Below are 23,139 nucleotides of genomic sequence, written 5' to 3' on the forward strand. Positions count from 1 at the left end.
GGAAAAATGGAGAAGCTTGCGAAAGTGCTGCTGTCGGCAGCGGGAATTTTTCTGTTCATCGGACTTATTTATCTGGTCATGACATCTTAATACTGAAAAAAGGCTGCCGAACTAAAATCGGCGGCCTTTTTTATTGAGAATACCAGTTTATGCAGGCCGTATCAGAGCAAATGACGGCTTCCCAACTCATGGCGCGGATGACAGACGGCATGTCTTGATCTTCCATAAGAAAGAGTGTCGTAAAAGAATCATATATGCTCATAAAAGCGGCGCGCCGTTTTTCGTCGGCAATGATCATGTCAGCCCGCAGCAGTCCGCATACATCCGAAGCCGCCGTTTGATTGAGTGAAATTATGCCTTTCTCTTCGACCGGCTCATAATAAGTGCAGCGCTTTATGCCTTTTGAACGGAACACATCCAAAAGTCCCGGAATTAAAAATGGTGAAGTGACATCATCGCTCGGCAAGTACAGATCGGGATGAAGCCGATTAAACAGCCTGGCGGATTCAGGATGTGCATATTCCTCCCGCAGTGCCGTGACAGCAGTCATAAGCGCAAGCGCCGTCTCTTTTTCAGAGCGCAATCCGCAAACGGTCATGACGGTTTGCCAGGAAACGGGTCTGCCCATCGCGATGATCTCCTCATCACTCGGATACATATGTTCATAAGGCCGTTTGCGCTTTTGCTCTTCCCACCCATCCGGCATCCGGACAAAGGGATGGAGCAAAAAGGCGGCCGACGTAAACGGCTTCGGCAGCTGGCGCAGGATAGGAACTCCCTCTTCAAAATGCAGCGTTTCCAGCAAGCTCAACACCTCCTGAAACTCGAAATTTCGCATGAAACGCTTTCCAATTCCAATCACCCTTCTGCTATAATAATAGCGTATAGGAAAACAGAAGGGAGAGGTATTATGCAGTCTGAAAAGCCATGGCTTTCTCAATATCCCGAAGAGATTCCGCATGAGCTTGAATTTACCGATCAAACCCTGCCATCCAATCTGACAAACTCCGCAGCTCAATTCCCGAACCATACCGCCATTTATTTTCTCGGAAAAAAACTCACATTCCAGGACGTTCTCACAGATTCGTTAAAGCTAGCCGCTTTTTTACGCAAAACAGGCCTGAAAAAAGGGGACAGAGCCGCCATTATGCTGCCCAATTGTCCGCAGTCGGTCATCGCTTTTTACGGCGTATTGTTTGCCGGCGGCATTGTCGTTCAGACCAATCCTCTCTACACGGAACACGAGCTTGAGTATCAGCTGAAAGACAGTGCGCCGCGCGTGATCATCACCCTTGATATGCTGTTTCCGAAGGTGATAAAAATGAAAACGTTATCACTCGTCGAACGCATTATTACAACGAGTATAAAAGATTTTTTGCCGTTTCCGAAAAATATGCTGTATACGCTCACACAAAAACAACAGGTTCATATTGATTATGACGGCTGCGAACAAATTCACAAATTAGCGGATATTTTAAAAAACGAAAGAGCGGAGGAAGCGGAGTCATTTGATATTGACACTGCGCATGACATCGCCGTGCTTCAATACACGGGCGGAACAACCGGCTATCCGAAAGGCGTCATGCTCACACACCGGAACATTCAGGCCAATACAGAAATGTGCGCCGCCTGGATGTACAAAATGAAAAAGGGAGCCGAAAAGGTGCTCGGCATCGTGCCTTTTTTTCATGTGTACGGATTGACCGCCGTGCTCAATTTTTCCATTATGCAGGGATGTGAAATGATCCTTCTTCCCAAATTCAATCCTTTGGATACCCTGAAAACAATCGACAGGCTGAAGCCGACGGTTTTTCCCGGGGCGCCGACGATTTACATCGGGCTGTTGCATCACCCGGAGCTGAATAAGTATGATTTGTCCTCCATTGAAAGCTGTCCGAGCGGTTCAGCGGCGCTGCCGGTTGAGGTCAAACAGAAATTTGAAAAAGTGACCGGAGGAAAGCTTGTGGAAGGCTACGGATTATCCGAAGCATCACCGGTTACCCATTCAAACTTCATTTGGGGAAAAAATAAACCCGGCAGCATCGGCTGTCCCTGGCCCAATACCGATGCCGGAATCTATTCAGAAGAAAAAGGCGGGCTTGCGGGGCCGTATGAGCATGGCGAGCTGATCGTAAAAGGCCCTCAGATCATGAAAGGATACTGGGATAAGCAGGAGGAGACGGCGCGTGTCATCAGAGACGGCTGGCTGTTTACCGGAGATATGGGATATATGGATGAGGAAGGATTTTTCTACATCGCCGACAGGAAAAAAGACATCATCATTGCCGGCGGATACAACATTTACCCCCGGGAGGTGGAGGAGGCGCTTTATGAGCATGAAGCCGTTCAGGAAATCGTCGTAGCGGGCGTCCCTGATTCCTACAGAGGGGAAACGGTGAAAGCATTTATCGTTTTGAAAAAAGGCGCCGAGGCAGATGCCGATGAGCTTGATGCGTTTGCAAGAGAGCGGCTTGCGCCGTACAAAGTCCCGAAGCTTTACGAATTCAGAAAAGAGCTTCCGAAAACGGCCGTCGGAAAAATATTAAGAAGGCGTTTAGTCGAAGAGGAAGATGCTTCCCGTGAAAACAAGGTGCCTTAAAAGAAAAACTTGACAAAATCCGGATTCCTTTTTATCATGAAGTTATGAATGAATAGTCATTCATTTATCGAAGGAAGGAACGATGACATTGAACCAAAAACGGCCAAAGTATATGCAGATTATTGATGCAGCAGTAGAAGTCATAGCGGAAAACGGCTATCACCAATCACAGGTGTCCAAAATCGCCAAGCAGGCCGGCGTTGCGGACGGCACCATCTATTTATATTTCAAAAACAAAGAGGATATACTCATTTCTCTTTTTAAAGAAAAGATGGGCCAGTTCATTGAACGCATGGAAGAAGAAGTGAAAGAAAAAACGACGGCAAAAGAAAAACTCGCCCTCGTTATTAAGCAGCATTTCACACTGCTCGGCAATGACCGCCACCTCGCGATTGTGACCCAGCTTGAGCTCAGACAGTCAAATATCAAGCTGCGCCTGAAAATCAATGATATTTTAAAAGGTTATTTAAACATGCTGGACACCATTTTGACCGAAGGAATCAAGTCGGGGGAATGGAAAGACAATCTCGACGTCCGCCTCGCCCGGCAGATGATATTCGGGACGATAGATGAAACAGTGACAACATGGGTGATGAACGATCAAAAATATGATCTTCCGGATTTGTCAGACAAGGTATTGGAGCTGTTGGTGTCAGGAATTCATCAAAACTAAAGGGGGTTGACGGATGAACAGCCTTTCGATGGCGGTAGAACAATCTGTTGCGGTGATCACCATTAATCATCAGCCGGCCAACGCGCTATCCGGTGCGGTTTTAGACGAGTTGTCCGGTCTGTTCGACCGATGTGAAACAGATGACAGCGTCAGAAGCATCATCATTCGCGGTGAGGGGAAATTTTTCTCGGCGGGCGCCGATATAAAGGAATTTACGTCGCTTGAAAATCTTGAGCAATCTTCTGCCATGGCGGATAAAGGCCAGCAGCTGATGGAAAGAATTGAAGGGTTTCCGAAGCCCGTTATCGCAGCGATTCACGGCGCTGCGCTCGGAGGCGGTCTTGAGCTAGCCATGGCCTGCCATATCAGAATCGCTACATTAGATGCAAAGCTCGGCCTGCCCGAGCTGAATCTCGGCATTATTCCGGGCTTTGCCGGGACGCAGCGGCTTCCCCGGTACGTCGGTACGGCGAAAGCGCTTGAAATGATCGGCACTTCAGAACCTGTGTCCGGAGAAGAAGCGCTCAGCCTCGGTCTTGTCACGATAGGCGCCGAACATGAGGAAGAGCTGCTGAAAAAGGCGAAAACACTCGCGGGCAAGTTTGCGGAAAAAAGCCCGCAGTCGATGGCTTATCTGCTTGAGCTCCTTTATTCAAACAAGATCTATTCTTATGACGGCGGCTTAAAGCTTGAAGCAAAGCGCTTTGGGGAAGCATTTGCATCAGATGACGCAAAAGAAGGCATTCAGGCATTTCTCGAAAAAAGAAAGCCTCAATTCGGTGGGCGAAGATAAAGGGGATAAGATTATGAATCTATTTGTACTGATGAAACGGACGTTTGACACAGAAGAGAAAATCGTCATTGAAGCAGGAAAGATTCAGGAGGACGGGGCCGAATTTATCATTAATCCGTATGATGAATACGCCATTGAAGAAGCCATTCAGCTGAAGGAAGAGCACGGCGGAACCGTTACCGCCGTAACCGTCGGCGGAGAAGATGCGGAGAAAGAACTGAGAACCGCCCTTGCGATGGGCTGTGACCAGGCGGTGTTAATCAATATTGAAGATGATCTGAGCGATCCTGACCAATACTCCATTTCAACTATCTTATATCATTATTTCAAGGACCGGGAATATGATCTGATTCTCGGCGGAAATGTCGCGATTGACGGCGGTTCAGGCCAAGTGGCTCCAAGGCTTGCCGAACTGCTGAACATTCCTTGCGTCACAACGATCACAAAACTGACAATCAGCGGCGATGAAGCTGTGGCAGAGAAAGACAATGAAGGGGATACCGAAATCATTAAAACCTCACTTCCTTTAGTCATCACGGCACAGCAAGGCTTAAACGAGCCGCGCTATCCGTCGCTTCCGGGCATTATGAAGGCGAAGAAAAAACCGCTGGAAGAACTTGAGCTCGATGACCTCGACATTGATGAAGATGATGCCGCACCGAAGCTCAAAACGATCGAACGTTTTCTGCCGCCGCAAAAAGAAGCGGGCAGACTGATCGAAGGAGAAGCCGCTGAGCAGGCGAAAGAGCTTGTGTCACTGCTGAGAAAAGAAGCCAAAGTCGTATAAACCGATATTAAAGAAACTGGGGGATGTCAGAATGGGAAAAAAAGTGATCGTACTCGGAGAAATTCGTGACGGCGCCTTACGGAACGTCACCTTTGAAGCCATAGCCGCAGGCAAAACCATTTCCGGCGGAGGAGATGTCATCGGCGTGCTGATGGGAAAAGGCGCGGCTGATGCAGCACCAGAACTCATTCAGTACGGCGCCGACAAAGTATTTACGGCCGATGCGCCGGGGCTTACTCAGTATACGGCGGACGGATATGCCGCGGTTCTCGGGGATTTGATCGAAAACGAAAAGCCTGATGCGGTCATTTTCGGCCACACTTCTATGGGAAAAGATTTGTCACCTAAGCTTGCGGCCCGGTTTGAAACGGGGCTGATTTCAGACAGCACGGATGTAAGCGTTACCGGAGACAACATCGTTTTTACAAGACCGATTTATTCGGGCAAAGCCTTTGAACAGGTGATTTCAACCGATCCGTTCATTTTGGCGACAATCCGTCCGAACAACATTCAGGCATTAGAAAAAGACGCGAGCCGCACGGGTGATATTGAAGAGCTTGCGGCACCTCCGGCAGATTTGCGGACGGTCATTGAAGAAGTAGTCAAAAAAACGGCGGACGGCGTGGATTTATCAGAAGCGAAAATTATCGTAGCAGGCGGCCGCGGTGTAAAAAGCAAAGATGGATTTGAACCGTTAAAAGAACTTGCCGACGTGCTCGGAGCAGCGGTGGGCGCTTCACGCGGCGCGTGTGACGCGGACTATTGCGATTATTCCCTTCAAATCGGCCAGACGGGAAAAGTCGTCACGCCGGATTTGTATATCGCCTGCGGAATTTCCGGAGCGATTCAGCACTTGGCGGGCATGTCAAACAGTAAGGTCATCGTTGCCATTAACAAAGACCCGGAAGCGGAAATATTTAAAATAGCGGACTACGGAATTGTCGGCGATTTGTTCGAAGTGGTTCCGCTTCTGACCCAAGAATTTAAAAATGCCAATATTCATTCATAATCAAAACCCTCTGGCTGATTTGTCAGAGGGTTTTGGTTTTTGTTAATTGGTTCGGACAAATTAAAGATTAATAAAACAATAGATTGACATGTACGAACCAATGTAATAAGCTTTTGTAAAGCGCTTACAAACTTATCCATTCAGCATACATCCCAGATACATAGATCGGCTGTAGTGCTTTCATTCTTATTAAGGGAAAGGAATGATCAAGTTTGTCTCACAATACGGCAGTCATTCAAACTGATATCACACGGGGAACCATTAATAAAAACATATACGGACATTTCGCGGAACACCTGGGAAGAGGCATATATGAGGGCATCTGGGTCGGAAAAGATTCCGATATTCCGAATACCGGCGGGGTCAGGACGGATGTCGCCGCCGCCCTCAAACAGCTTCAGATTCCCGTCCTCAGATGGCCGGGCGGCTGTTTTGCTGATGAATACCATTGGGCAAACGGCGTAGGGAAACGCAAAACCATGCTGAATACCCATTGGGGCGGGACAATTGATTCCAATGAATTCGGCACGCACGAGTTTATGATGCTTTGTGAACTGCTCGGCTGCGAACCGTACATCGCCGGAAACGTCGGCAGCGGAACGATTAAAGAAATGGCTGAGTGGATTGAATACATGACGTTTGAAGCGGGCACGCCGATGTCCGACTGGAGAAAAGAAAACGGGCGGGAAAAACCGTGGAAGCTGACATATTTCGGAATAGGAAATGAGAACTGGGGCTGCGGCGGAAACATGCATCCTGAGTATTATGCCGACCTTTACAGAAACTTTCAAACCTATGTCCGCAATTACAGCGGTAATGAAATCTATAAAATTGCCGGCGGCGCGAATGTCGATGATTACCGCTGGACTGAAACTTTAATGAAAAAAGCCGCTGATCTCATGGACGGGCTGAGCCTTCATTATTACACAATACCGGGCGATTTCTGGAAGGGGAAAGGATCTGCGACGGAGTTTACGGAAGATGAATGGTTCATCACGATGAAAAAAGCGGCGCATATGGATGAATTGATCACAAGGCACAGCGCCATCATGGATCAGTACGATCCCGAAAAAAGAGTCGGGCTGATCATTGATGAATGGGGCACGTGGCTTGATCCTGAGCCAGGCACGAATCCGGGCTTTCTGTATCAGCAGAATACGATCCGCGACGCCCTTGTCGCAGCCACGCATTTTCACATTTTTCATCAGCACGCAGACCGCGTACAGATGGCCAATATCGCGCAAACCGTCAACGTGCTTCAGGCAATGATCCTGACAGAAGGGAAAGACATGCTGCTGACGCCGACATATCATGTGTTTGATATGTTTAAGGTGCATCAGGACGCTTCTCTTTTGGCGACAGAAACAAAAGCAGCCGGGTACGAATGGAATGACGGCCGGCTCCCGCAAGTCAGCATTTCAGCGTCCAAACAGCAAAACGGAGACATACATATCAGCCTTTGCAATATCGATCATCTGCACAAAGCTGATGTGAAGATTGAACTGCGGGGCATGAAAAAGGCAGGGAAGCCTTCGGGAACGATTCTGCACGCGGAAAAAATGAATGCCCATAATACGTTCAGCAGTCCGGAAAACGTCAAACCGAAGCCGTTTTCCGGGTTTTCTCAAAAGGGCGGAAAACTTGAGGCGGAGCTTCCTCCGATGGCGGTTGTACTAATCACGCTGCCTGCGAATCCATCTTAAGTTTTGAACGCCTGCCGCCCGGTTATAATACACTGTATAAATAAGATTATTTCCGGCGGGATCGGGAGAAAATAATATAAGCATTAAATTAGCATGAACGAATGGGAGATGCTATACTAAAAATCATCATTTGACAATTGGAGGAATAACAAATGGCTATCGTAAAAGCAACTGATCAATCGTTCTCAGCTGAAACAAGTGAAGGTGTCGTATTGGCTGATTTCTGGGCTCCTTGGTGCGGACCTTGTAAAATGATCGCGCCCGTTCTTGAAGAGCTTGATCAAGAAATGGGAGACAAACTGAAAATCGTCAAAATCGACGTGGATGAAAACCAAGAAACTGCCGGTAAATACGGCGTCATGAGCATCCCGACACTTCTCGTATTGAAAGACGGAGAAGTCGTTGAAACATCTGTCGGTTTCAAACCGAAAGAAGCTCTTGAAGAGCTTGTAAACAAACATCTGTAAGCCGAAAGCTTCCGTTACGGCAGGGCGATTCCTTTGAAAGGGAATCGCCTTTTTTGATCTTCCAAAAGCTGAGAATGGAGAAAAACAAATGTTCGTGATACACTGAATGGACACGAGAAATGAATGTAAGGAAGGGTAACGTATGAATAAACAACTGAAAGAAAAGCTGGCCCTCCTTCCCGATCAGCCGGGCTGTTATTTAATGAAAGACCGTCAAAAAACAGTCATCTACGTGGGGAAAGCGAAAGTCTTGAAAAACAGGGTGCGATCTTATTTCACCGGTTCTCACGACGCAAAAACCCAACGGCTTGTGTCGGAGATTGAGGACTTTGAATATATCGTGACTTCCTCCAATCTTGAAGCGCTTATTTTGGAAATGAATCTGATTAAAAAATACGATCCGAAATACAATGTCATGCTGAAAGATGATAAAACCTATCCCTTTATTAAAATCACCCATGAACGCCATCCGCGGCTGATTGTCACCCGGAATGTCAAAAAAGACAAAGGACGCTATTTCGGCCCGTATCCGAATGTGCAGGCGGCGCGGGAAACGAAAAAACTGCTGGACCGCCTTTACCCGCTCAGGAAATGCTCAAAGCTTCCGGACCGCGTCTGTCTCTATTATCATCTCGGACAATGCCTCGCCCCATGTGTAAAGGATATATCTGAGGAGACAAACCGCGAGATTGTTGAAGACATTACCCGTTTTTTAAAGGGAGGGCATAACGAAATCAAAAAAGAGCTCGAAGCGAAAATGGCAGAAGCGGCGGAAAAGCTTGAATTTGAACGGGCTAAAGAATTCCGCGATCAGCTTGCTCACATCGAATCGACGATGGAGAAGCAAAAAATGACCATGAATGACCTTCTGGACCGCGATGTGTTTGCATATGCCTACGATAAAGGCTGGATGTGCGTCCAAGTCTTTTTCATACGCCAAGGAAAACTGATCGAACGCGACGTCAGCATGTTTCCGATGTATCAGGAAGCGGATGAAGAATTTCTGACCTTCATCGGCCAGTTCTACTCTAAAAACAATCACTTTCTGCCTAAGGAAATTCTGGTGCCTGACAGCGTTGACAGGGACATGATCACCGAGCTGTTGGAAACCGCCGTGCATCAGCCGAAAAAAGGCCCGAAAAAAGAGCTGCTTTTGCTTGCGCACAAAAATGCGAAAATCGCTCTGCGGGAAAAATTCTCGTTAATCGAGCGGGATGAGGAACGGTCAATCGGTGCAGCCGAACGGCTCGGCGAAGCGCTGAATATTTATACGCCGCATCGGATTGAAGCGTTTGACAACTCCAATATTCAAGGCACAAACCCCGTATCGGCCATGATTGTCTTTATTGACGGAAAACCGAATAAAAAGGAATACCGCAAATATAAAATTAAAACCGTAACAGGGCCGGATGATTACGGCTCAATGAGGGAAGTCGTCAGAAGAAGGTACACGAGGGTGCTCCGCGAAAATCTTCCGCTGCCGGATTTAATCATTATTGACGGCGGAAAAGGGCAGATTAACGCGGCGCGCGACGTGCTTGAGAATGAGCTCGGCCTTGATGTCCCGGTAGCGGGATTGGCGAAAGATGATAAACACCGAACATCCAACCTTTTGATCGGCGACCCGCTTGAACCGGTGTTTCTGGAGCGGAACAGCCAAGAGTTTTACCTGCTTCAGCGCATTCAGGACGAAGTTCACCGTTTTGCGATCAGCTTTCACAGACAGATCCGGGGAAAAAGCGTCTTTCAATCCGTTCTGGACGATATCCCCGGAATCGGCGAAAAACGCAAAAAAATGCTCTTAAAACATTTCGGATCTGTCAAAAAGATGAAGGAAGCAAGCCTTGACGATATCAAAAAAGCGGGTGTGCCGGCCGCGGCGGCCCAGCTGCTGTTTGAAAAATTAAAAAAATAGTATTGTGCTTTTCTGAAAAATCTGCTAGAATGTGAACTAATTTCATAAGATCGTGTTATATGGTGAAGATAGAGGTGCGAACTTCAATAGTAAGCCTTTGGAGAATGATGGATTCTGCGAAAAAGGCTGAAAGGGGAGCGTCGCCGAAGTGTATCACATCCCATCGGTGTGATTCGCTGGCCTTGCATTAAATAAATGTAAGGCTGTCAAGAATTCATTTTCTTGGAGGGCTATCTCGTTGTTCATAATCAATCGTAATGATATGAAAAAGCAATGAGAGCTATTCCTCTCATTGCTTTTTTTATTGTGGACAAAACGCTCTTTTCTCCTCACCCGCACGAACCAAAATGTAAAGGGTGGTCTAGTATGGGTCTTATCGTACAAAAATTCGGAGGCACTTCCGTCGGCTCTGCCGAAAAAATTCAAAATGCCGCAAATCGCGCCATTGCTGAAAAGCAAAAAGGCCATGATGTCGTAGTCGTCGTTTCGGCAATGGGAAAATCAACCGACGCGCTCGTTAACCTCGCGGCTGAAATCACATCTGAACCAAGCAGACGCGAGATGGATATGCTTTTGTCTACGGGAGAGCAGGTCACGATTTCGCTTTTGGCCATGGCGCTTCAGGAAAAAGGATATGACGCCGTCTCTTATACGGGCTGGCAGGCGGGTGTCCGCACGGAAGCCGTTCACGGCAATGCGAGAATTACGGATATTGATATCACGGCGATTCGTTCGCAGCTTGCAGAAGGCAGGATTACAGTCGTTGCCGGTTTTCAGGGCGTAACGGAAGACGGAGGCATCACGACGCTCGGACGGGGCGGTTCCGATACGACGGCGGTCGCTCTTGCCGCAGCGCTGGAAGCGGATAAATGCGACATTTATACAGATGTTCCGGGCGTATTTACGACAGATCCGCGGTATGTCCGGTCAGCGAGAAAACTGGCGGGAATTTCTTATGATGAAATGCTGGAGCTTGCAAATCTGGGAGCGGGTGTTCTTCACCCGCGGGCGGTTGAGTTCGCGAAAAACTACCAAGTGCCTTTAGAAGTGCGGTCTAGTACGGAACATGAAGCGGGAACATTAATTGAGGAGGAATCATCAATGGAGCAGAATTTAATCGTCAGAGGAATTGCATTTGAAGACCAGATCACGAGGGTGTCCGTTACAGGCCTTGCAAGCGGATTGACAACACTTTCAACAATCTTCACCGCGCTGGCAAAACGAAACATCAACGTTGACATTATTATTCAGACACAGTCGGACGATGGGGAAGCGGATATTTCTTTCTCAGTGAAAACGGAAGATGCCGCGCAAACGGTCGCCGTGCTTGAAGAATATAAAAACGCGCTTGACTATGAAAAAATTGAAACCGAAAGAAAACTGGCGAAAGTCTCCATTGTCGGGTCGGGCATGGTTTCAAATCCCGGCGTCGCCGCGGACATGTTTGCCGTACTGGCGGAAAAAAATGTACAAGTCAAAATGGTGAGCACATCTGAAATAAAAGTATCAGCGGTTGTCAGCGAAAATGATATGGTGAAAGCGGTCGAAGCGCTTCATGATGCGTTTGAGCTTTCTAAACAGCCGTCTGCCGTGTAAACGGGCAGGCAAAAAGGCGGGACTTGGAGTCACCGCCTTTTTTCAATTATACAGGGTCTTTCATATCCCATTTTACAGTCAGGACGACTTTATCCGCTCTCTTTTTTACCTGTTCATAAGATTCTGCAATCTGATCGTTCATCAATTGAATCTGTTCGGCTATAAAACCGGCTTCAAGCTGAAAACAAGGCTCTTTCTGATGTTTGAGCCTGCTGGATACGAGCGGTCCTTCCAGTTCAAATTCCAGTTCTTGTTTTTTTGATCCTGTGTTTGTCAAAGTTCCCCAGCCGGCTTTTTCAAAAAAGGCGGGGATTTCTTCCCACGATTGAAGAGGAAATTTGCGGGCGAGGCGTTTTCCCGCCCAATACATCATCGATGAATGCTCCGGGCCGAGGATATCCGGAAGCACGATTTCCCGGATTAATTCGTAGCCGTATGCGCTGACGTCGAGTTCAGTTAAAGGTTCTAAAGCTGCTTCATAATTATTCTTCATATTATGTATTCCCCTCTCTCCTTCGTTTATTATAGCTTAAACAGGGGGGAGGATTACAGGATGATCCTATAAAACACGCGAAAAAATGTGAGAAAGATATCGCAGGAAAATAAAATTTTCCCTCCAGATAATCAATTCCGAAAATTATAATTTATGTACACGTTTTCTTGACGCCCTTTTGAGGTAGGAGTAAAATGAAATTGTCAATAAATTTTAATAAAGTGCTTACAATTGAAACGAAGTGGGGGCAGAGATTTTAGTACATTTCGCACTTAAATCAAACAGGGGGTAAAGTAATGTCTGGGAACAGAGAGTTTTATTTTCGAAGATTGCATTCCTTGCTCGGTGTTATTCCGGTCGGCATCTTTTTGATCCAGCATTTAGTCGTCAACCAATTTGCCGCAAGGGGAGCGGATGCGTTTAACAAGGCGGCCGGCTTTATGGACAGTCTGCCGTTCAGGTATGCGTTAGAAATTTTTATTATTTTCTTACCTTTAATTTATCATGCGGTTTACGGTGTGTACATAGCATTTACTGCGAAAAACAACGCTGGCCACTACAGTTATTTCAGAAACTGGATGTTTGTGCTTCAGCGTGTCACTGGTATTCTCACCCTTATTTTCGTCAGCTGGCATGTGTGGCAGACGCGGATTGCCGCGCAGATGGGCGCTGAAGTCAACTTCGATATGATGGCGAATATTTTGAGCTCGCCGTTTATGCTCGGTTTTTACATTGTAGGCGTTTTATCGGTCATTTTTCACTTTTCAAACGGCTTATGGTCTTTTGCGGTCACATGGGGGATCACGGTCACGCCGCGTTCTCAAAGAATTTCGACTTACGTGACGCTGATTATATTTTTAGCGCTTTCATACGTAGGTTTAAAAGCGATTTTTGCGTTTGTGTAAGAGAACTAGATTACTAGAGGGAGAGGGGCTATCATGAGTCAATCAAGCATTATCGTAGTCGGCGGGGGTCTTGCCGGCCTCATGGCGACAATTAAAGCAGCGGAATCAGGCACGGCCGTTAAATTGTTTTCCATCGTTCCGGTCAAACGCTCTCACTCGGTCTGCGCGCAGGGCGGGATAAACGGAGCTGTCAACACAAAAGGGGAAGGAGACTCTCCGTTTGAGCATTTTGATGACACGGTATACGGAGGCGACTTTTTGGCAAACCAGCCTCCTGTAAAAGCGATGTGTGAAGCGGCGCCGTCCATTATCCACTTATTGGACCGCATGGGGGTTATGTTTAACAGAACGCCGGAAGGGCTCTTGGACTTCCGCCGTTTCGGGGGTACACAGCATCACAGAACCGCATACGCGGGAGCGACGACGGGTCAGCAGCTTCTTTACGCACTGGACGAGCAGGTGCGCAGATATGAAGTGGCGGGTCTCGTCACAAAATATGAAGGCTGGGAATTCCTCGGCGCCGTTCTTGACGATGAGCGCACGTGCCGCGGTATCGTAGCCCAAAATCTGACCAATATGCAAATCGAGTCATTCCGTTCTGACGCCGTTATTATGGCGACGGGAGGTCCCGGAATCGTATTCGGAAAATCAACAAACAGCATGATCAACACGGGATCTGCCGCATCAATCGTCTATCAGCAGGGCGCTTATTATGCAAACGGCGAATTTATCCAAATTCACCCGACAGCAATCCCGGGGGACGATAAACTGCGTCTGATGAGTGAATCGGCGCGCGGCGAGGGCGGAAGAGTCTGGACGTATAAAGACGGAAAACCTTGGTACTTCCTTGAGGAAAAATATCCGGCTTACGGAAACCTCGTGCCGCGGGATATTGCGACACGTGAAATCTTTGACGTGTGCGTGAATCAGAAACTCGGCATCAACGGAGAAAACATGGTGTATCTCGATCTGTCGCACAAAGATCCGAAAGAGCTTGACGTTAAGCTTGGCGGCATTATCGAAATCTATGAAAAATTCATGGGCGATGACCCGCGCAAGCTTCCGATGAAAATTTTCCCTGCCGTTCACTATTCAATGGGCGGACTGTGGGTTGATTATGATCAGATGACAAGCATCCGCGGACTGTTCGCAGCGGGTGAATGTGATTATTCAATGCACGGAGGAAACCGTTTAGGGGCGAACTCTCTGCTTTCCGCCATCTACGGAGGAATGGTGGCCGGACCGAATGCGGTGAAATATGTTTCCGGACTTGAAACATCAGCGGAAGACCTGTCTTCTTCATTATTTGATTCCTATGTGAAAAAAGAAGAAGAAAAATGGGCCGATATCATGAAGATGGACGGCGACGAAAATGCCTACGTGCTTCACCGTGAGCTCGGAGAATGGATGACGGCCAACGTCACGGTGGTCCGCCACAACGACAAGCTTTTGAAAACGGATGACAAGATCCAAGAGCTGATGGAACGCTTTAAGAAAATCAATATCAACGATACGACAAAATGGAGCAACCAAGGCGCGATGTTCACCCGCCAGTTCTCCAATATGCTTCAGCTTGCCAGAGTCATCACGCTCGGCGCATATAACCGAAATGAAAGCCGGGGAGCGCACTATAAACCGGATTTCCCTGAAAGAAATGACGATGAGTGGCTCAAAACGACGATGGCTAAACATGCCGGTCCGTTTGAAGCTCCGGAATTTGAATATCAGGATGTCGATGTATCACTGATTGCGCCCCGTAAACGCGACTACTCGAAGAAGAAGGTGGCGAAATAATCATGAGTGAGAAAAAGATACGGTTTATCATTACACGTCAGGATACGCCCGAAAGCGCGCCATACGATGAAGAATTCGAAATCAATTACCGCCCGAATCTGAACGTGATTTCCGCCCTGATGGAAATCCGCAGAAATCCCGTGAATGCAAAAGGAGAGAAAACCACTCCGGTCGCATGGGACATGAACTGTCTTGAAGAAGTATGCGGCGCCTGCTCCATGGTCATCAACGGGAGACCGCGCCAGTCATGTACGGCGCTGATTGATAAGCTGGAACAGCCGATCCGTCTGAAGCCGATGAAAACATTCCCGGTTGTCCGTGACCTTCAGGTTGACCGCAGCAGAATGTTTGATTCACTGAAAAAAGTGAAAGCATGGGTGCCGATTGACGGAACTTACGATTTGGGGCCGGGGCCGAGAATGCCGGAAAAACGCCGCCAGTGGGCATATGAATTATCTAAATGCATGACATGCGGCGTCTGCCTCGAAGCCTGCCCGAACGTCAACAGCAAGTCGAAATTCATGGGGCCTGCCCCGATGTCGCAAGTCCGTCTGTTTAACGCCCATCCGACGGGCGCGATGAACAAAGCAGAACGTTTAGAAGCGTTAATGACAGACGGCGGCCTCGGAGATTGCGGGAATTCACAAAACTGTGTTCAATCCTGCCCGAAAGGCATTCCGCTTACGACTTCAATCGCCGCTTTGAACAGAGATACCAATTTACAAGCATTCCGTAATTTCTTCGGAAGCGACAGAGTATAAGAAAGAGAAAAAGAGCCTCTTCCGCACGGGAGAGGTTTTTTTATAAGGAGCTGAAGGTGATGAAACAGCCGCAATATATTGATATCCCGTTTGAAGAATGGAGACAGTCGTTTTCTTTCTTTACTGAAGTATCGGTTCGTTTTTCAGAAACGGATATGTTCGGCCATATGAATAATGTAACCCCTTTCATCTATTTTGAAGAAGCGCGGATCGCTTATTTTAAACAGCGAGGCATAACGGCGCAAAACTCGGAAACGATGACGGTCGTCGCAAGCCAGCAGTGCGACTATATGCGTCAGGTGATGCCGTATGAAAATCTGCGGATTTATGTGAAAGCAAGCGCTGTCGGAAATGCGTCCGTCACCCTTCATTACCTTGGAGAAAATGAGTCGGGCCTGCCGTGCTTTACAGGTTCCGTCGTCATGGTTCAAGTGTCGAAGAAAAGCGGCAAAGCGGTCAGCTGGACGGAGCGGGAGAAAGGCATTCTGCTCGCCTGAACGGATAACTATTTCTCTAAGAGACGTCACCTCCGAAGCGCCTTTTACATATGATATCTTGACTATATAAACCCATTCGTTTCAGATTCGCTCTCACCTTAGCAAGGAGGGTTACAATACTTGAAGGAGAAAGATTTTCAATCAAAGCCGCTGCTGACCAAAAGAGAAAGAGAAGTATTCGAATTGCTCGTTCAAGACAAGACAACAAAGGAAATTGCAAGCGAGCTATTTATCAGTGAAAAAACTGTACGGAATCACATTTCAAATGAGATGCATACCTGTTGCAAACAAAGAGCCTGAAAAGGCTCTTTTTATATGATCAGCCTGGCTTTGTTTAAGTACATATTTAAGCGGAGATATGCAAATGATTCAGGCACTTTGAATATGTCGGCAATGACCTGCGCCGCGAAGTATTGATTATGAGGGATTTCAATTTGCCGGAGCATAAATGTTGGGATGCAGAAATGATATGCAAAATAATTCGCCTGACACTCTAAGTATTCTTTCCAATAAATCGGCATGATCTTATCATTATTTTCATGTCTGAACTCGTGGCAAACCTCATGAGAAAAATCGAGCCATTGTTCTTTTCTGGACTTTCGGGAATCTAAAGAAATGGTGAACATTCCCTTAAAGCGCAGCGCAAAACTGGTTACCGGATTGTATACGATTAAAATATCCAGCGCATGAGCGATATGATCAAAATTAATGTCAGATGGATGGAGAATGTTTATTTCTCTATATAGCCTTTCAATCCAATCTTCCAGATGACTTTTTGTGTATACCAAGGTGAACGCCCCCTTAAATATGTGGAAATTAAAATGTGTACAATCTTCCTATGGTAAATGTGTCCAATAGCCTATTGAAAATTATGGATCAAACATATGTTCTATTTTAAGCGAAAAAGAAATGCCCCCGCAAGAGGGCAATTGTTATTTTTCGTCCTTTTTCTTCGCATCCTCAAAACTAAGAATGTTGAAATCGATCCTTTTTTCTGTTCCGAGCTCATCAAATGTTTTGGAATCGGTCGGAGCTGGAATAATCATTTTAATATTTTTAATATCCTTTGAATTATCCTTTAAAACCCACCATGTCTGATCTTCTTTCTTTACTTTTCCTAAAAAGTCTCCGCCTACTTCGCCCATTAAGCCCATATCAGTTTCGACTTGTTCGCCTGTGTTTGTTACAATCACAGATTGATTCGGATGGAATGTAATATCCTTTGAAGAAGTGTTTTCGGCCTTCAATTCCATTACAACTGATCGTACCTTGTCTTGATCATTAAAATAAAGGGACTTGGCGTCTTCCGTTGGCGTAATCTCCAAGACTCTGACGCTTTCGATATACAGTTTCATATCACCCATTTTAACAGGCTTCAGTGGTGTGTCTTTTCCGTCAATACCTACTTCATCGCTGTACCCGATGCCAATAGTCTTTACATGTCCTAATCCTTCAATATCGCCTTCGCCTGTTTTTTGGAATTTGTCTTTAATTGCAGCGTCTTTTTTTGCTTGCTCTTTTTTCTTATCGACTTTTTCCACTACAACGGCTTTGACTTTAGGCATGGAGGTGCCTGATTCACGCCCCTCGTATGTACCATAGATTTTAACAGTATCTTGCAGTTTGAATTTGTCAGAGCTTTTATTGCTGACAGTGTAAGCCTCTGAACCATCACTGTTTTTGCTCACAGTGAACGCTACATTTTTCGAAACTGTCTTCCCGTCATCATCCACGTTATCTGCATATGTTACGTCACCTTCAATAACAATTTTGGTGCCCTTTTTTATTCCAGCGCTATTAACTTGAGCGTAATCATATGGCTTTGCATCTTTTTTTAACTGGTCTTCTAAGGAAAGTGACTTTGTTTTGTTCGAAGAGTCATCCCCTTTAGAAGATGTTGAGTCAGAATTGCATGCAGCTAAAGAAAAACTTAATGTTAACGCCCCAATACCTAACAACCATTTTTTCAAAGCAATTTTCCCCTTTTTTGTAGAAATGAATACACTTTATTTATATCGGCAGAAGCCGGAATTTTTTATTGTCTTCTCTGTATAAAAGCGGCAATTTTCTCTCTATATAAGCGCTTTTTAATGCGATTTAACACCGTATTTTCCTCTGATTTTTTTGGTACTACTCTGGTATACCATTGGGACACGGGAGGAACACGATTGGGATACGGGATATTTCGCGAAGCCTTGATAAACGTAGGTTTATCCACTTGTAATATTTAACATTGGGATACGGATTGACTTACATTAGTTTCCATTCGTTTTTGTTGGGTTTCTTCTATTAGATAACTAAATAACTAAAGATAACTAAAATAACAAAGACGTCGTTTTTTGATAAACAAAAGATCGGTTTATCAAGGTGATGAAATTATGTAATTATTTGTGTCACTACATACTAAAAAAATCAACTTTCATCAGTTGGCTTGTCCGGCTTATATTTGTTGTTGCGAATATCCCCCGGTTTGCGGCCTGCCTCTAATTGCTGCGCAATTATCTTCTGTGCTGCCTTTAGGATAGAATCAGTGATCTTACCATCAGCAGCGGCAATTAATGTGTCAGGGTTCTCTAAAATTTTTAGCGCTTCGTCATTAAAGATTTTTTCTCGCTTTTCTTCAGTTACCCCTTTTAAAAGATAATCAGTTGAAACATCTAATATATTCGATATGGCTATTAAGGTTTTATGATCTGGCTCTCGGCTGCCTAATTCATATGCAGTATAGGCAGGACGAGTTATGCCAAGCTTATCGGCCATATACTGCTGTGTGAATTTCCTTTCTTTTCTGGCCTGCTTCAAGTTGTCTTTAAACAATGATATACACCTGCCTTTATTAAAAGTTACTTTGTTTATCATTTTAACGTAACAATTAGTTACATATAAGTGTATGTAACGAATAGAAACTTTTTTGCGCTTTTTTTGATATTTTATGTTGACAATGTAACGATATGATACTATTATGTAAGTAACGAAACGTTACATTTTGTTTTTGGAGGTGATAAAACTTGAGAGAATGGTTGAAACATCAACGCTTAGAAAAGGGGTATACACAGCAGGATGTCGCTACAGCAGCAAAAATCGAACGTGCTTATTACACAATGATCGAGAACGGTAGCAGAAAGCCGAGTGTCCCCGTTTCAAAAAGAATCGGCGTAATTCTAGATTTACCTTGGACGTTTTTTTTTGAAGATGAAGGTAACGATATGAAACATAAGGGTTCTCAGGAATCAGCTTAATTCCTTGGGTAGTCCATCTGTCCAACATGAATACACTGTCGTGAGGTGAGCGCAATGGCTAAACAAACAAAGACTAAAACAACGAACATCAAAATCGGCAAAGAGTATTACGGAACAATGGACAGAGAAGAATGCTTCCGTAAAGCTCTGGAACCGTATTTCACTTCAAAAAAAGACCTGAAGTTAAACGCTTAAAATTTTCTGCTTCACCTTTTTTTGGTGGACAAGCAAAGGAGGCCACAACAACATGAATCAACTGCAAAACTTCTCCCATAAGCAGTTTGGAGAGCTGCCAATCATTCAAATTAACAACAAAGACTATTTCGGCGCAACTGAAGCTGCTGAGGCACTCGGCTACGCAAATCCACATGACGCCATATCAAAACATTGCTTGGTAAGTGGGGTCGCGTTTCACGAGGTCACCGATTCAATGGATCGGACACAACAGAAAAAATTTATCAACGAAGGAAATTTGTATCGGCTGATCGTAAAATCAAGGCTTCCCGCCGCAACTCAGTTCGAATCATGGGTGTTTGATGACTTGTTACCAACATTACGCAAAACAGGCCAGTACGGCGGCCCGAGAGTATTATCCGATGAAGAACAGCGAATCGAATCGCTAAAACTCACTTTAAGTACAGCAGAACAACAGCAAAAAATGCAAAAAGTGTTGTTCCATCATGAAAAACAGATCGGTGAGCTCAGTCAAAAAGTGGACGAGCAAATCACCCTGGATTCCGGAGAACAGCGCCGGTTTCAAAAAGTAGTCGCGCGCCGGGTTTATAGCATCACGGAAGGTAAGGAAGAAGCGGCCAGGCTTTTCAGAGAAATACACCGTGAGATAAAAGACCGGTTCGGCGTTGCAAGCTACAAAGACATAAAGCGCCGGGAGCTGTTATCCGCAATCAAATATATAGAAAATTGGATTCCTCGGAAGGTTTCCTAAAGCCTTTCGAGTTCCTTCATTAATTAAATTTTACCAGTGAACAACTGGATATATCAGGAGGCAAACATATGGAGAACAACCCATACAATTTGCATAATCTACCCCGGATCATGCGTAGTGTTCGCAAAGCGGCAGGGCTTGCACAATACCAGATCGGTAATTTGATAGGTGGGAAGGATCAGCGGTATGTTTCGGACGTTGAAAATGGATTCAGCAAGCTTACTCCGGAATTATGCATCAAGTGGTTTGAAGCGTGCGGCGCATACGAACATATTGATCTCGTACATTACCTCTTCAAACTGCATCCGACAGCGGCGGCGCCAATTGATCCAGCTCTTAACGAGAGTGCAAGCGCGGCGGTAATTAACATGATCCATCAGCTTGAAGAAGCATTGCAAGCAACACGGCAGTTATCGCGCTGGCTGGCGAACGATAGGCCGGGCCGACAGTCGGAAGAACTGCCAATGGCTGATATTAAGCAGATTTTCGATCTGATCCCAGCGAACAAAACGTTGATATATTCACTGGTCCGCAGTCATGGTTTGAACATGAAGGACCTGGCCGACAGGTGGACGCGTAAGGCGCTCATGAGTCAGGTTGCAATGGCAAAACAAGAGGGAAGGCAGGCGGTGCTGGTGTGATTGATGACAAAGTGCTGGTGAAGAGGCGTAACGCGGCCAAATTAGAAATGATAGTGATTGAAGAATATTCGAAAATTCTCAGCAAATCTTTAATAAGCGGTGACTTTAAACAAGCAGATGCAGCATATACAAGGATGCAGCAAGCAAGCGCGAGACTGGAAGATTATAAGGCCGAAAAAAGAGAGTTTCTTCGGATGGTACAACCAGTTAAGTATATGAGTCCTGCAACTGCTCAGGAATTTCAAAGGAGGTTTTTGGTTGATGCAGCATATTGAAAATCCGATGGTTCTGAACAACTGGCATGACAAGGCGACTGAACCGGAAACAAAAAAGGACTTTTTCGGGGACGAAGTAACGTCAGCAGATAATTATGTAATCGACTGCGGCGAGATAATTCTACAAGACAATCTTAAACGCTACTTAAAGGAGCAACTTGGATTTAAATTTCATTCAGCACAATAAAAAAAGCCCACTTTGCAGAGTGGACTTCAAAAGGTCTTTTGGTAAAGAAATGTTCCTTTAATTATACCAAATTACCTGTCTAAAAACAATTAGAAATCGGGGGAGATAACAATGATCAAATTAAACCTTGAAAACAATATCGGTAAAAAAGCGAATTTTGAAGCTGACAGTTTAACAGCTCGGGAAGCAAGCTCAATTATCCATCAAATTATTACTTACATGAATGCCGATGAAATGCCTGGCCGTATCCGTCCCGAACAAATATCTACGGCAGCCTGTCAAACAGCAGAGTCTATTACTGCTATTCCTCAAAAGGATGACGTAGAAAAAAACACCGATAAGGCAGGCGCGGCAGATGCGAGAGAGGCAACAAAAACAGTGACAAATCGGCTTGCTGAAAAAGCTGAACCTGCCGAAAAAATCAATTCAAGACCAAGACAGGTTCAATGGTTGAACAGTGAACGCCGTTTGGCGACGCCAATTGTTTTCCCTACAAACGAAAAGGGGGAGCGTGAAAAGTGGAAAACAAGATTTTCATGCCCTTCATGTGGATTAAGTGAAACAAAACACGTCCCCCAAGGATTCCGTTTTACACCATGTGATAACTGCGGAACGCGTGTTCAAATCAAACCTGCAAACGATGCGTGGGGGCAGGAAGATTCAGAGGGATTCGTATACAGAGCCAATAACTTCTATGAGGAAAAAAAGGAGGGAAGATACGATGCCTAAACCAGTAACAGCATCTTTCAGTGACCGAACGGACGATCAGAAGCGTTTGAGACAAGTCGGCGGCTCGATCATGTTCAGTAAAGGCAAACCCGTATTTTCTTTCCCATCAATGGCCGCATATCGAGAATGGCAGCAACTTGGTGCGGAAGCATACAAGAGAAGGGTGGGGCTGCTCTGATGCAGGCTGAGATATTTGCAAAAACTGCAGATATGAGCCGTGAAGAATGGCTAATGGAAAGACGGAAGGGCATCGGTGGTTCTGATGCCTCCGTAATCCTGGGGTTAAACAAATGGAGAACCGCATTCGAATTATGGCTGGACAAAACGGGACAAGTTCCGGTCAGTGAGTCAGCCAGCGAGGCGGCTTACTTCGGCTCAATCCTTGAGGACATTGTCGCAAAAGAATTTGAAGTACGGAGTGGGAAAAAAGTTAGGCGTAAAAAATCCATGCTGAAGCATCCTGAACATGATTTCATTTTGGCGAATGTTGACCGAATGATCGTTGGAGAAAAGGCCATTCTGGAATGTAAGACCACATCGGAATACAACTTGAAAGAATGGGAAAATGACGAGATCCCTGCTGACTATATTGTTCAGGTCCAGCACTATCTTGGCGTGCTTGGTCCCGAGTATAAAAAAGCATACTTTGCTGTTCTGATCGGCGGCAATAAATTCGTCTGGAAAGAAATTGAGCGGGATGATGAATTAATCGAAATGATATTCACTGCCGAAGTCGAGTTTTGGAATACTGCGGTGTTAGGTGGGGTTGCTCCCGCATTGGACGGATCAAGCGCAGCAGAAGAATATCTGAAAAAAAGGTATGCGGAAACGGAAAGCAACAAGGTTATTGATCTTACAGCGGTAAACCGTGAACGGATAAAGCAGTATTTGCAATTAAAGGAAAGCATCGCTGAATTGCAATTGCAGGCGAAAGAATTAGAAAACCAAATCAAGCACGAAATGAAGGAAGCAGAATACGGATTCATTGGAAACTATCAGACTAGCTGGAAACCGGTTATAACTAACCGGATCGACACTAATAAACTGAAAGAGCAGTTTCCAGATGTATATGAGAAAGTCACAAAAGAAGTGCAATACAGACGCTTTGGAATTAAGGAGGTTGGCTAAAT

At 45.7% G+C, this 23,139-nt stretch carries 28 protein-coding genes and 1 riboswitch; of the genes, 23 read left to right on the top strand and 5 right to left on the bottom strand.

What is annotated here, in order from left to right:
• Nucleotides 1-130: 130 nt before the first annotated feature.
• Nucleotides 131-805 (bottom strand): DUF2711 family protein, encoded by a 675-nt coding sequence (locus V7728_RS04950; RefSeq protein WP_099566998.1) that lies wholly within the window; start codon nt 803-805, stop codon nt 131-133.
• A 105-nt stretch (nt 806-910) separates the two neighbouring features.
• Between V7728_RS04950 and V7728_RS04955 the strand changes: the two genes are divergently transcribed.
• The 9 genes from V7728_RS04955 to V7728_RS04995 all read left to right on the top strand — a co-directional run bounded on the left by V7728_RS04955 (nt 911) and on the right by V7728_RS04995 (nt 11,542).
• Complete coding sequence (locus V7728_RS04955; protein ID WP_025285075.1) at nt 911-2,599, top strand: AMP-binding protein; 1,689 nt, start codon at nt 911-913, stop codon at nt 2,597-2,599.
• Nucleotides 2,600-2,687: 88 nt separating this feature from the next.
• Nucleotides 2,688-3,272, top strand: coding sequence for a TetR/AcrR family transcriptional regulator (locus V7728_RS04960; RefSeq protein ID WP_007408119.1), 585 nt, complete (start codon nt 2,688-2,690; stop codon nt 3,270-3,272).
• A 13-nt stretch (nt 3,273-3,285) separates the two neighbouring features.
• Nucleotides 3,286-4,065 carry an enoyl-CoA hydratase gene (locus tag V7728_RS04965; RefSeq protein ID WP_032866568.1) on the top strand — a complete coding sequence of 260 codons (780 nt, stop codon included), beginning with the start codon at nt 3,286-3,288 and terminating at the stop codon, nt 4,063-4,065.
• Between the two features lie 13 nt (nt 4,066-4,078).
• Nucleotides 4,079-4,852, top strand: coding sequence for an electron transfer flavoprotein subunit beta/FixA family protein (locus tag V7728_RS04970; RefSeq protein WP_007408121.1), 774 nt, complete (start codon nt 4,079-4,081; stop codon nt 4,850-4,852).
• A gap of 31 nt (nt 4,853-4,883) precedes the next feature.
• On the top strand, nt 4,884-5,861 hold the full coding sequence (locus V7728_RS04975; RefSeq protein ID WP_082998808.1) for an electron transfer flavoprotein subunit alpha/FixB family protein: 978 nt from the start codon (nt 4,884-4,886) through the stop codon (nt 5,859-5,861).
• A gap of 212 nt (nt 5,862-6,073) precedes the next feature.
• Entirely contained in the window at nt 6,074-7,564 is a 1,491-nt protein-coding gene (locus V7728_RS04980) for an alpha-N-arabinofuranosidase (protein WP_082998807.1), read from the top strand.
• Between the two features lie 152 nt (nt 7,565-7,716).
• A complete protein-coding gene (gene trxA / locus V7728_RS04985; RefSeq protein WP_003152560.1) occupies nt 7,717-8,031 on the top strand; it encodes a thioredoxin in 315 nt (104 codons plus the stop codon).
• A gap of 142 nt (nt 8,032-8,173) precedes the next feature.
• A complete protein-coding gene (gene uvrC, locus V7728_RS04990; protein WP_007408126.1) occupies nt 8,174-9,946 on the top strand; it encodes an excinuclease ABC subunit UvrC in 1,773 nt (590 codons plus the stop codon).
• 61 nt (nt 9,947-10,007) lie between these two features.
• Nucleotides 10,008-10,187: riboswitch (Lysine riboswitch) on the top strand.
• A 125-nt stretch (nt 10,188-10,312) separates the two neighbouring features.
• Nucleotides 10,313-11,542, top strand: a complete 1,230-nt coding sequence (locus tag V7728_RS04995) for an aspartate kinase (protein ID WP_025285071.1) — start codon at nt 10,313-10,315, stop codon at nt 11,540-11,542.
• Nucleotides 11,543-11,588: 46 nt separating this feature from the next.
• Here the strand turns inward: V7728_RS04995 and V7728_RS05000 are convergent, their stop codons facing one another.
• Nucleotides 11,589-12,035: a YslB family protein gene (locus tag V7728_RS05000; protein WP_013353101.1), complete on the bottom strand. Its 447-nt coding sequence runs from the start codon at nt 12,033-12,035 to the stop codon at nt 11,589-11,591.
• 296 nt (nt 12,036-12,331) lie between these two features.
• On the opposite strand from V7728_RS05000, the gene sdhC reads away from it, so the two are divergent.
• From sdhC to V7728_RS05025, 5 genes are all read left to right on the top strand, one after another.
• Nucleotides 12,332-12,940: a succinate dehydrogenase cytochrome B558 gene (gene sdhC / locus V7728_RS05005; protein ID WP_003152571.1), complete on the top strand. Its 609-nt coding sequence runs from the start codon at nt 12,332-12,334 to the stop codon at nt 12,938-12,940.
• 33 nt (nt 12,941-12,973) lie between these two features.
• Nucleotides 12,974-14,734 carry a succinate dehydrogenase flavoprotein subunit gene (sdhA, locus tag V7728_RS05010; protein WP_003152573.1) on the top strand — a complete coding sequence of 587 codons (1,761 nt, stop codon included), beginning with the start codon at nt 12,974-12,976 and terminating at the stop codon, nt 14,732-14,734.
• Between the two features lie 2 nt (nt 14,735-14,736).
• Complete coding sequence (gene sdhB / locus V7728_RS05015) at nt 14,737-15,495, top strand: succinate dehydrogenase iron-sulfur subunit (RefSeq protein WP_003152575.1); 759 nt, start codon at nt 14,737-14,739, stop codon at nt 15,493-15,495.
• A 59-nt stretch (nt 15,496-15,554) separates the two neighbouring features.
• The gene (locus V7728_RS05020; protein WP_043021579.1) at nt 15,555-15,992 is read left to right on the top strand and encodes an acyl-CoA thioesterase; all 438 of its coding nucleotides are present in this window, start codon (nt 15,555-15,557) and stop codon (nt 15,990-15,992) included.
• Between the two features lie 120 nt (nt 15,993-16,112).
• Nucleotides 16,113-16,292, top strand: coding sequence for a helix-turn-helix domain-containing protein (locus tag V7728_RS05025; RefSeq protein ID WP_016938666.1), 180 nt, complete (start codon nt 16,113-16,115; stop codon nt 16,290-16,292).
• 11 nt (nt 16,293-16,303) lie between these two features.
• Here V7728_RS05025 and V7728_RS05030 read toward each other — a convergent pair whose 3' ends face one another.
• The 3 genes from V7728_RS05030 to V7728_RS05040 form a co-directional block, all read right to left on the bottom strand.
• Complete coding sequence (locus V7728_RS05030) at nt 16,304-16,780, bottom strand: ImmA/IrrE family metallo-endopeptidase (protein WP_016938667.1); 477 nt, start codon at nt 16,778-16,780, stop codon at nt 16,304-16,306.
• 144 nt (nt 16,781-16,924) lie between these two features.
• Nucleotides 16,925-17,962 (bottom strand): hypothetical protein, encoded by a 1,038-nt coding sequence (locus V7728_RS05035; RefSeq protein ID WP_016938668.1) that lies wholly within the window; start codon nt 17,960-17,962, stop codon nt 16,925-16,927.
• A gap of 442 nt (nt 17,963-18,404) precedes the next feature.
• On the bottom strand, nt 18,405-18,809 hold the full coding sequence (locus V7728_RS05040; protein WP_129003952.1) for a helix-turn-helix domain-containing protein: 405 nt from the start codon (nt 18,807-18,809) through the stop codon (nt 18,405-18,407).
• A 191-nt stretch (nt 18,810-19,000) separates the two neighbouring features.
• Here V7728_RS05040 and V7728_RS05045 point away from each other — a divergent pair, with 191 nt between their 5' ends.
• The 9 genes from V7728_RS05045 (at nt 19,001) to V7728_RS05085 (ending at nt 23,137) form a co-directional block, all read left to right on the top strand.
• Nucleotides 19,001-19,231 carry a helix-turn-helix transcriptional regulator gene (locus V7728_RS05045; RefSeq protein ID WP_129003950.1) on the top strand — a complete coding sequence of 77 codons (231 nt, stop codon included), beginning with the start codon at nt 19,001-19,003 and terminating at the stop codon, nt 19,229-19,231.
• 54 nt (nt 19,232-19,285) lie between these two features.
• On the top strand, nt 19,286-19,426 hold the full coding sequence (locus V7728_RS05050; RefSeq protein WP_016938671.1) for a hypothetical protein: 141 nt from the start codon (nt 19,286-19,288) through the stop codon (nt 19,424-19,426).
• A gap of 52 nt (nt 19,427-19,478) precedes the next feature.
• Nucleotides 19,479-20,177: a BRO family protein gene (locus tag V7728_RS05055; RefSeq protein ID WP_127010347.1), complete on the top strand. Its 699-nt coding sequence runs from the start codon at nt 19,479-19,481 to the stop codon at nt 20,175-20,177.
• 68 nt (nt 20,178-20,245) lie between these two features.
• A complete protein-coding gene (locus tag V7728_RS05060; protein WP_127010345.1) occupies nt 20,246-20,818 on the top strand; it encodes a helix-turn-helix domain-containing protein in 573 nt (190 codons plus the stop codon).
• On the top strand, nt 20,815-21,093 hold the full coding sequence (locus V7728_RS05065) for a hypothetical protein (protein WP_016938674.1): 279 nt from the start codon (nt 20,815-20,817) through the stop codon (nt 21,091-21,093). Before V7728_RS05060 ends, V7728_RS05065 begins: the two co-directional genes overlap by 4 nt.
• On the top strand, nt 21,080-21,280 hold the full coding sequence (locus tag V7728_RS05070) for a YqaI family protein (RefSeq protein ID WP_073981971.1): 201 nt from the start codon (nt 21,080-21,082) through the stop codon (nt 21,278-21,280). The genes V7728_RS05065 and V7728_RS05070 overlap by 14 nt, the downstream gene beginning before the upstream one ends.
• 111 nt (nt 21,281-21,391) lie before the next feature.
• Nucleotides 21,392-22,009 (top strand): hypothetical protein, encoded by a 618-nt coding sequence (locus V7728_RS05075; RefSeq protein WP_335371329.1) that lies wholly within the window; start codon nt 21,392-21,394, stop codon nt 22,007-22,009.
• Complete coding sequence (locus V7728_RS05080) at nt 22,002-22,187, top strand: hypothetical protein (protein ID WP_335371330.1); 186 nt, start codon at nt 22,002-22,004, stop codon at nt 22,185-22,187. The genes V7728_RS05075 and V7728_RS05080 overlap by 8 nt, the downstream gene beginning before the upstream one ends.
• Nucleotides 22,187-23,137: a YqaJ viral recombinase family nuclease gene (locus tag V7728_RS05085; RefSeq protein WP_335371331.1), complete on the top strand. Its 951-nt coding sequence runs from the start codon at nt 22,187-22,189 to the stop codon at nt 23,135-23,137. The genes V7728_RS05080 and V7728_RS05085 overlap by 1 nt, the downstream gene beginning before the upstream one ends.
• Nucleotides 23,138-23,139: the final 2 nt, after the last annotated feature.

The sequence above is a fragment of the Bacillus sp. JHAA genome, assembly GCF_036961585.1.
Classification (GTDB): Bacteria; Bacillota; Bacilli; order Bacillales; family Bacillaceae; genus Bacillus; species Bacillus velezensis.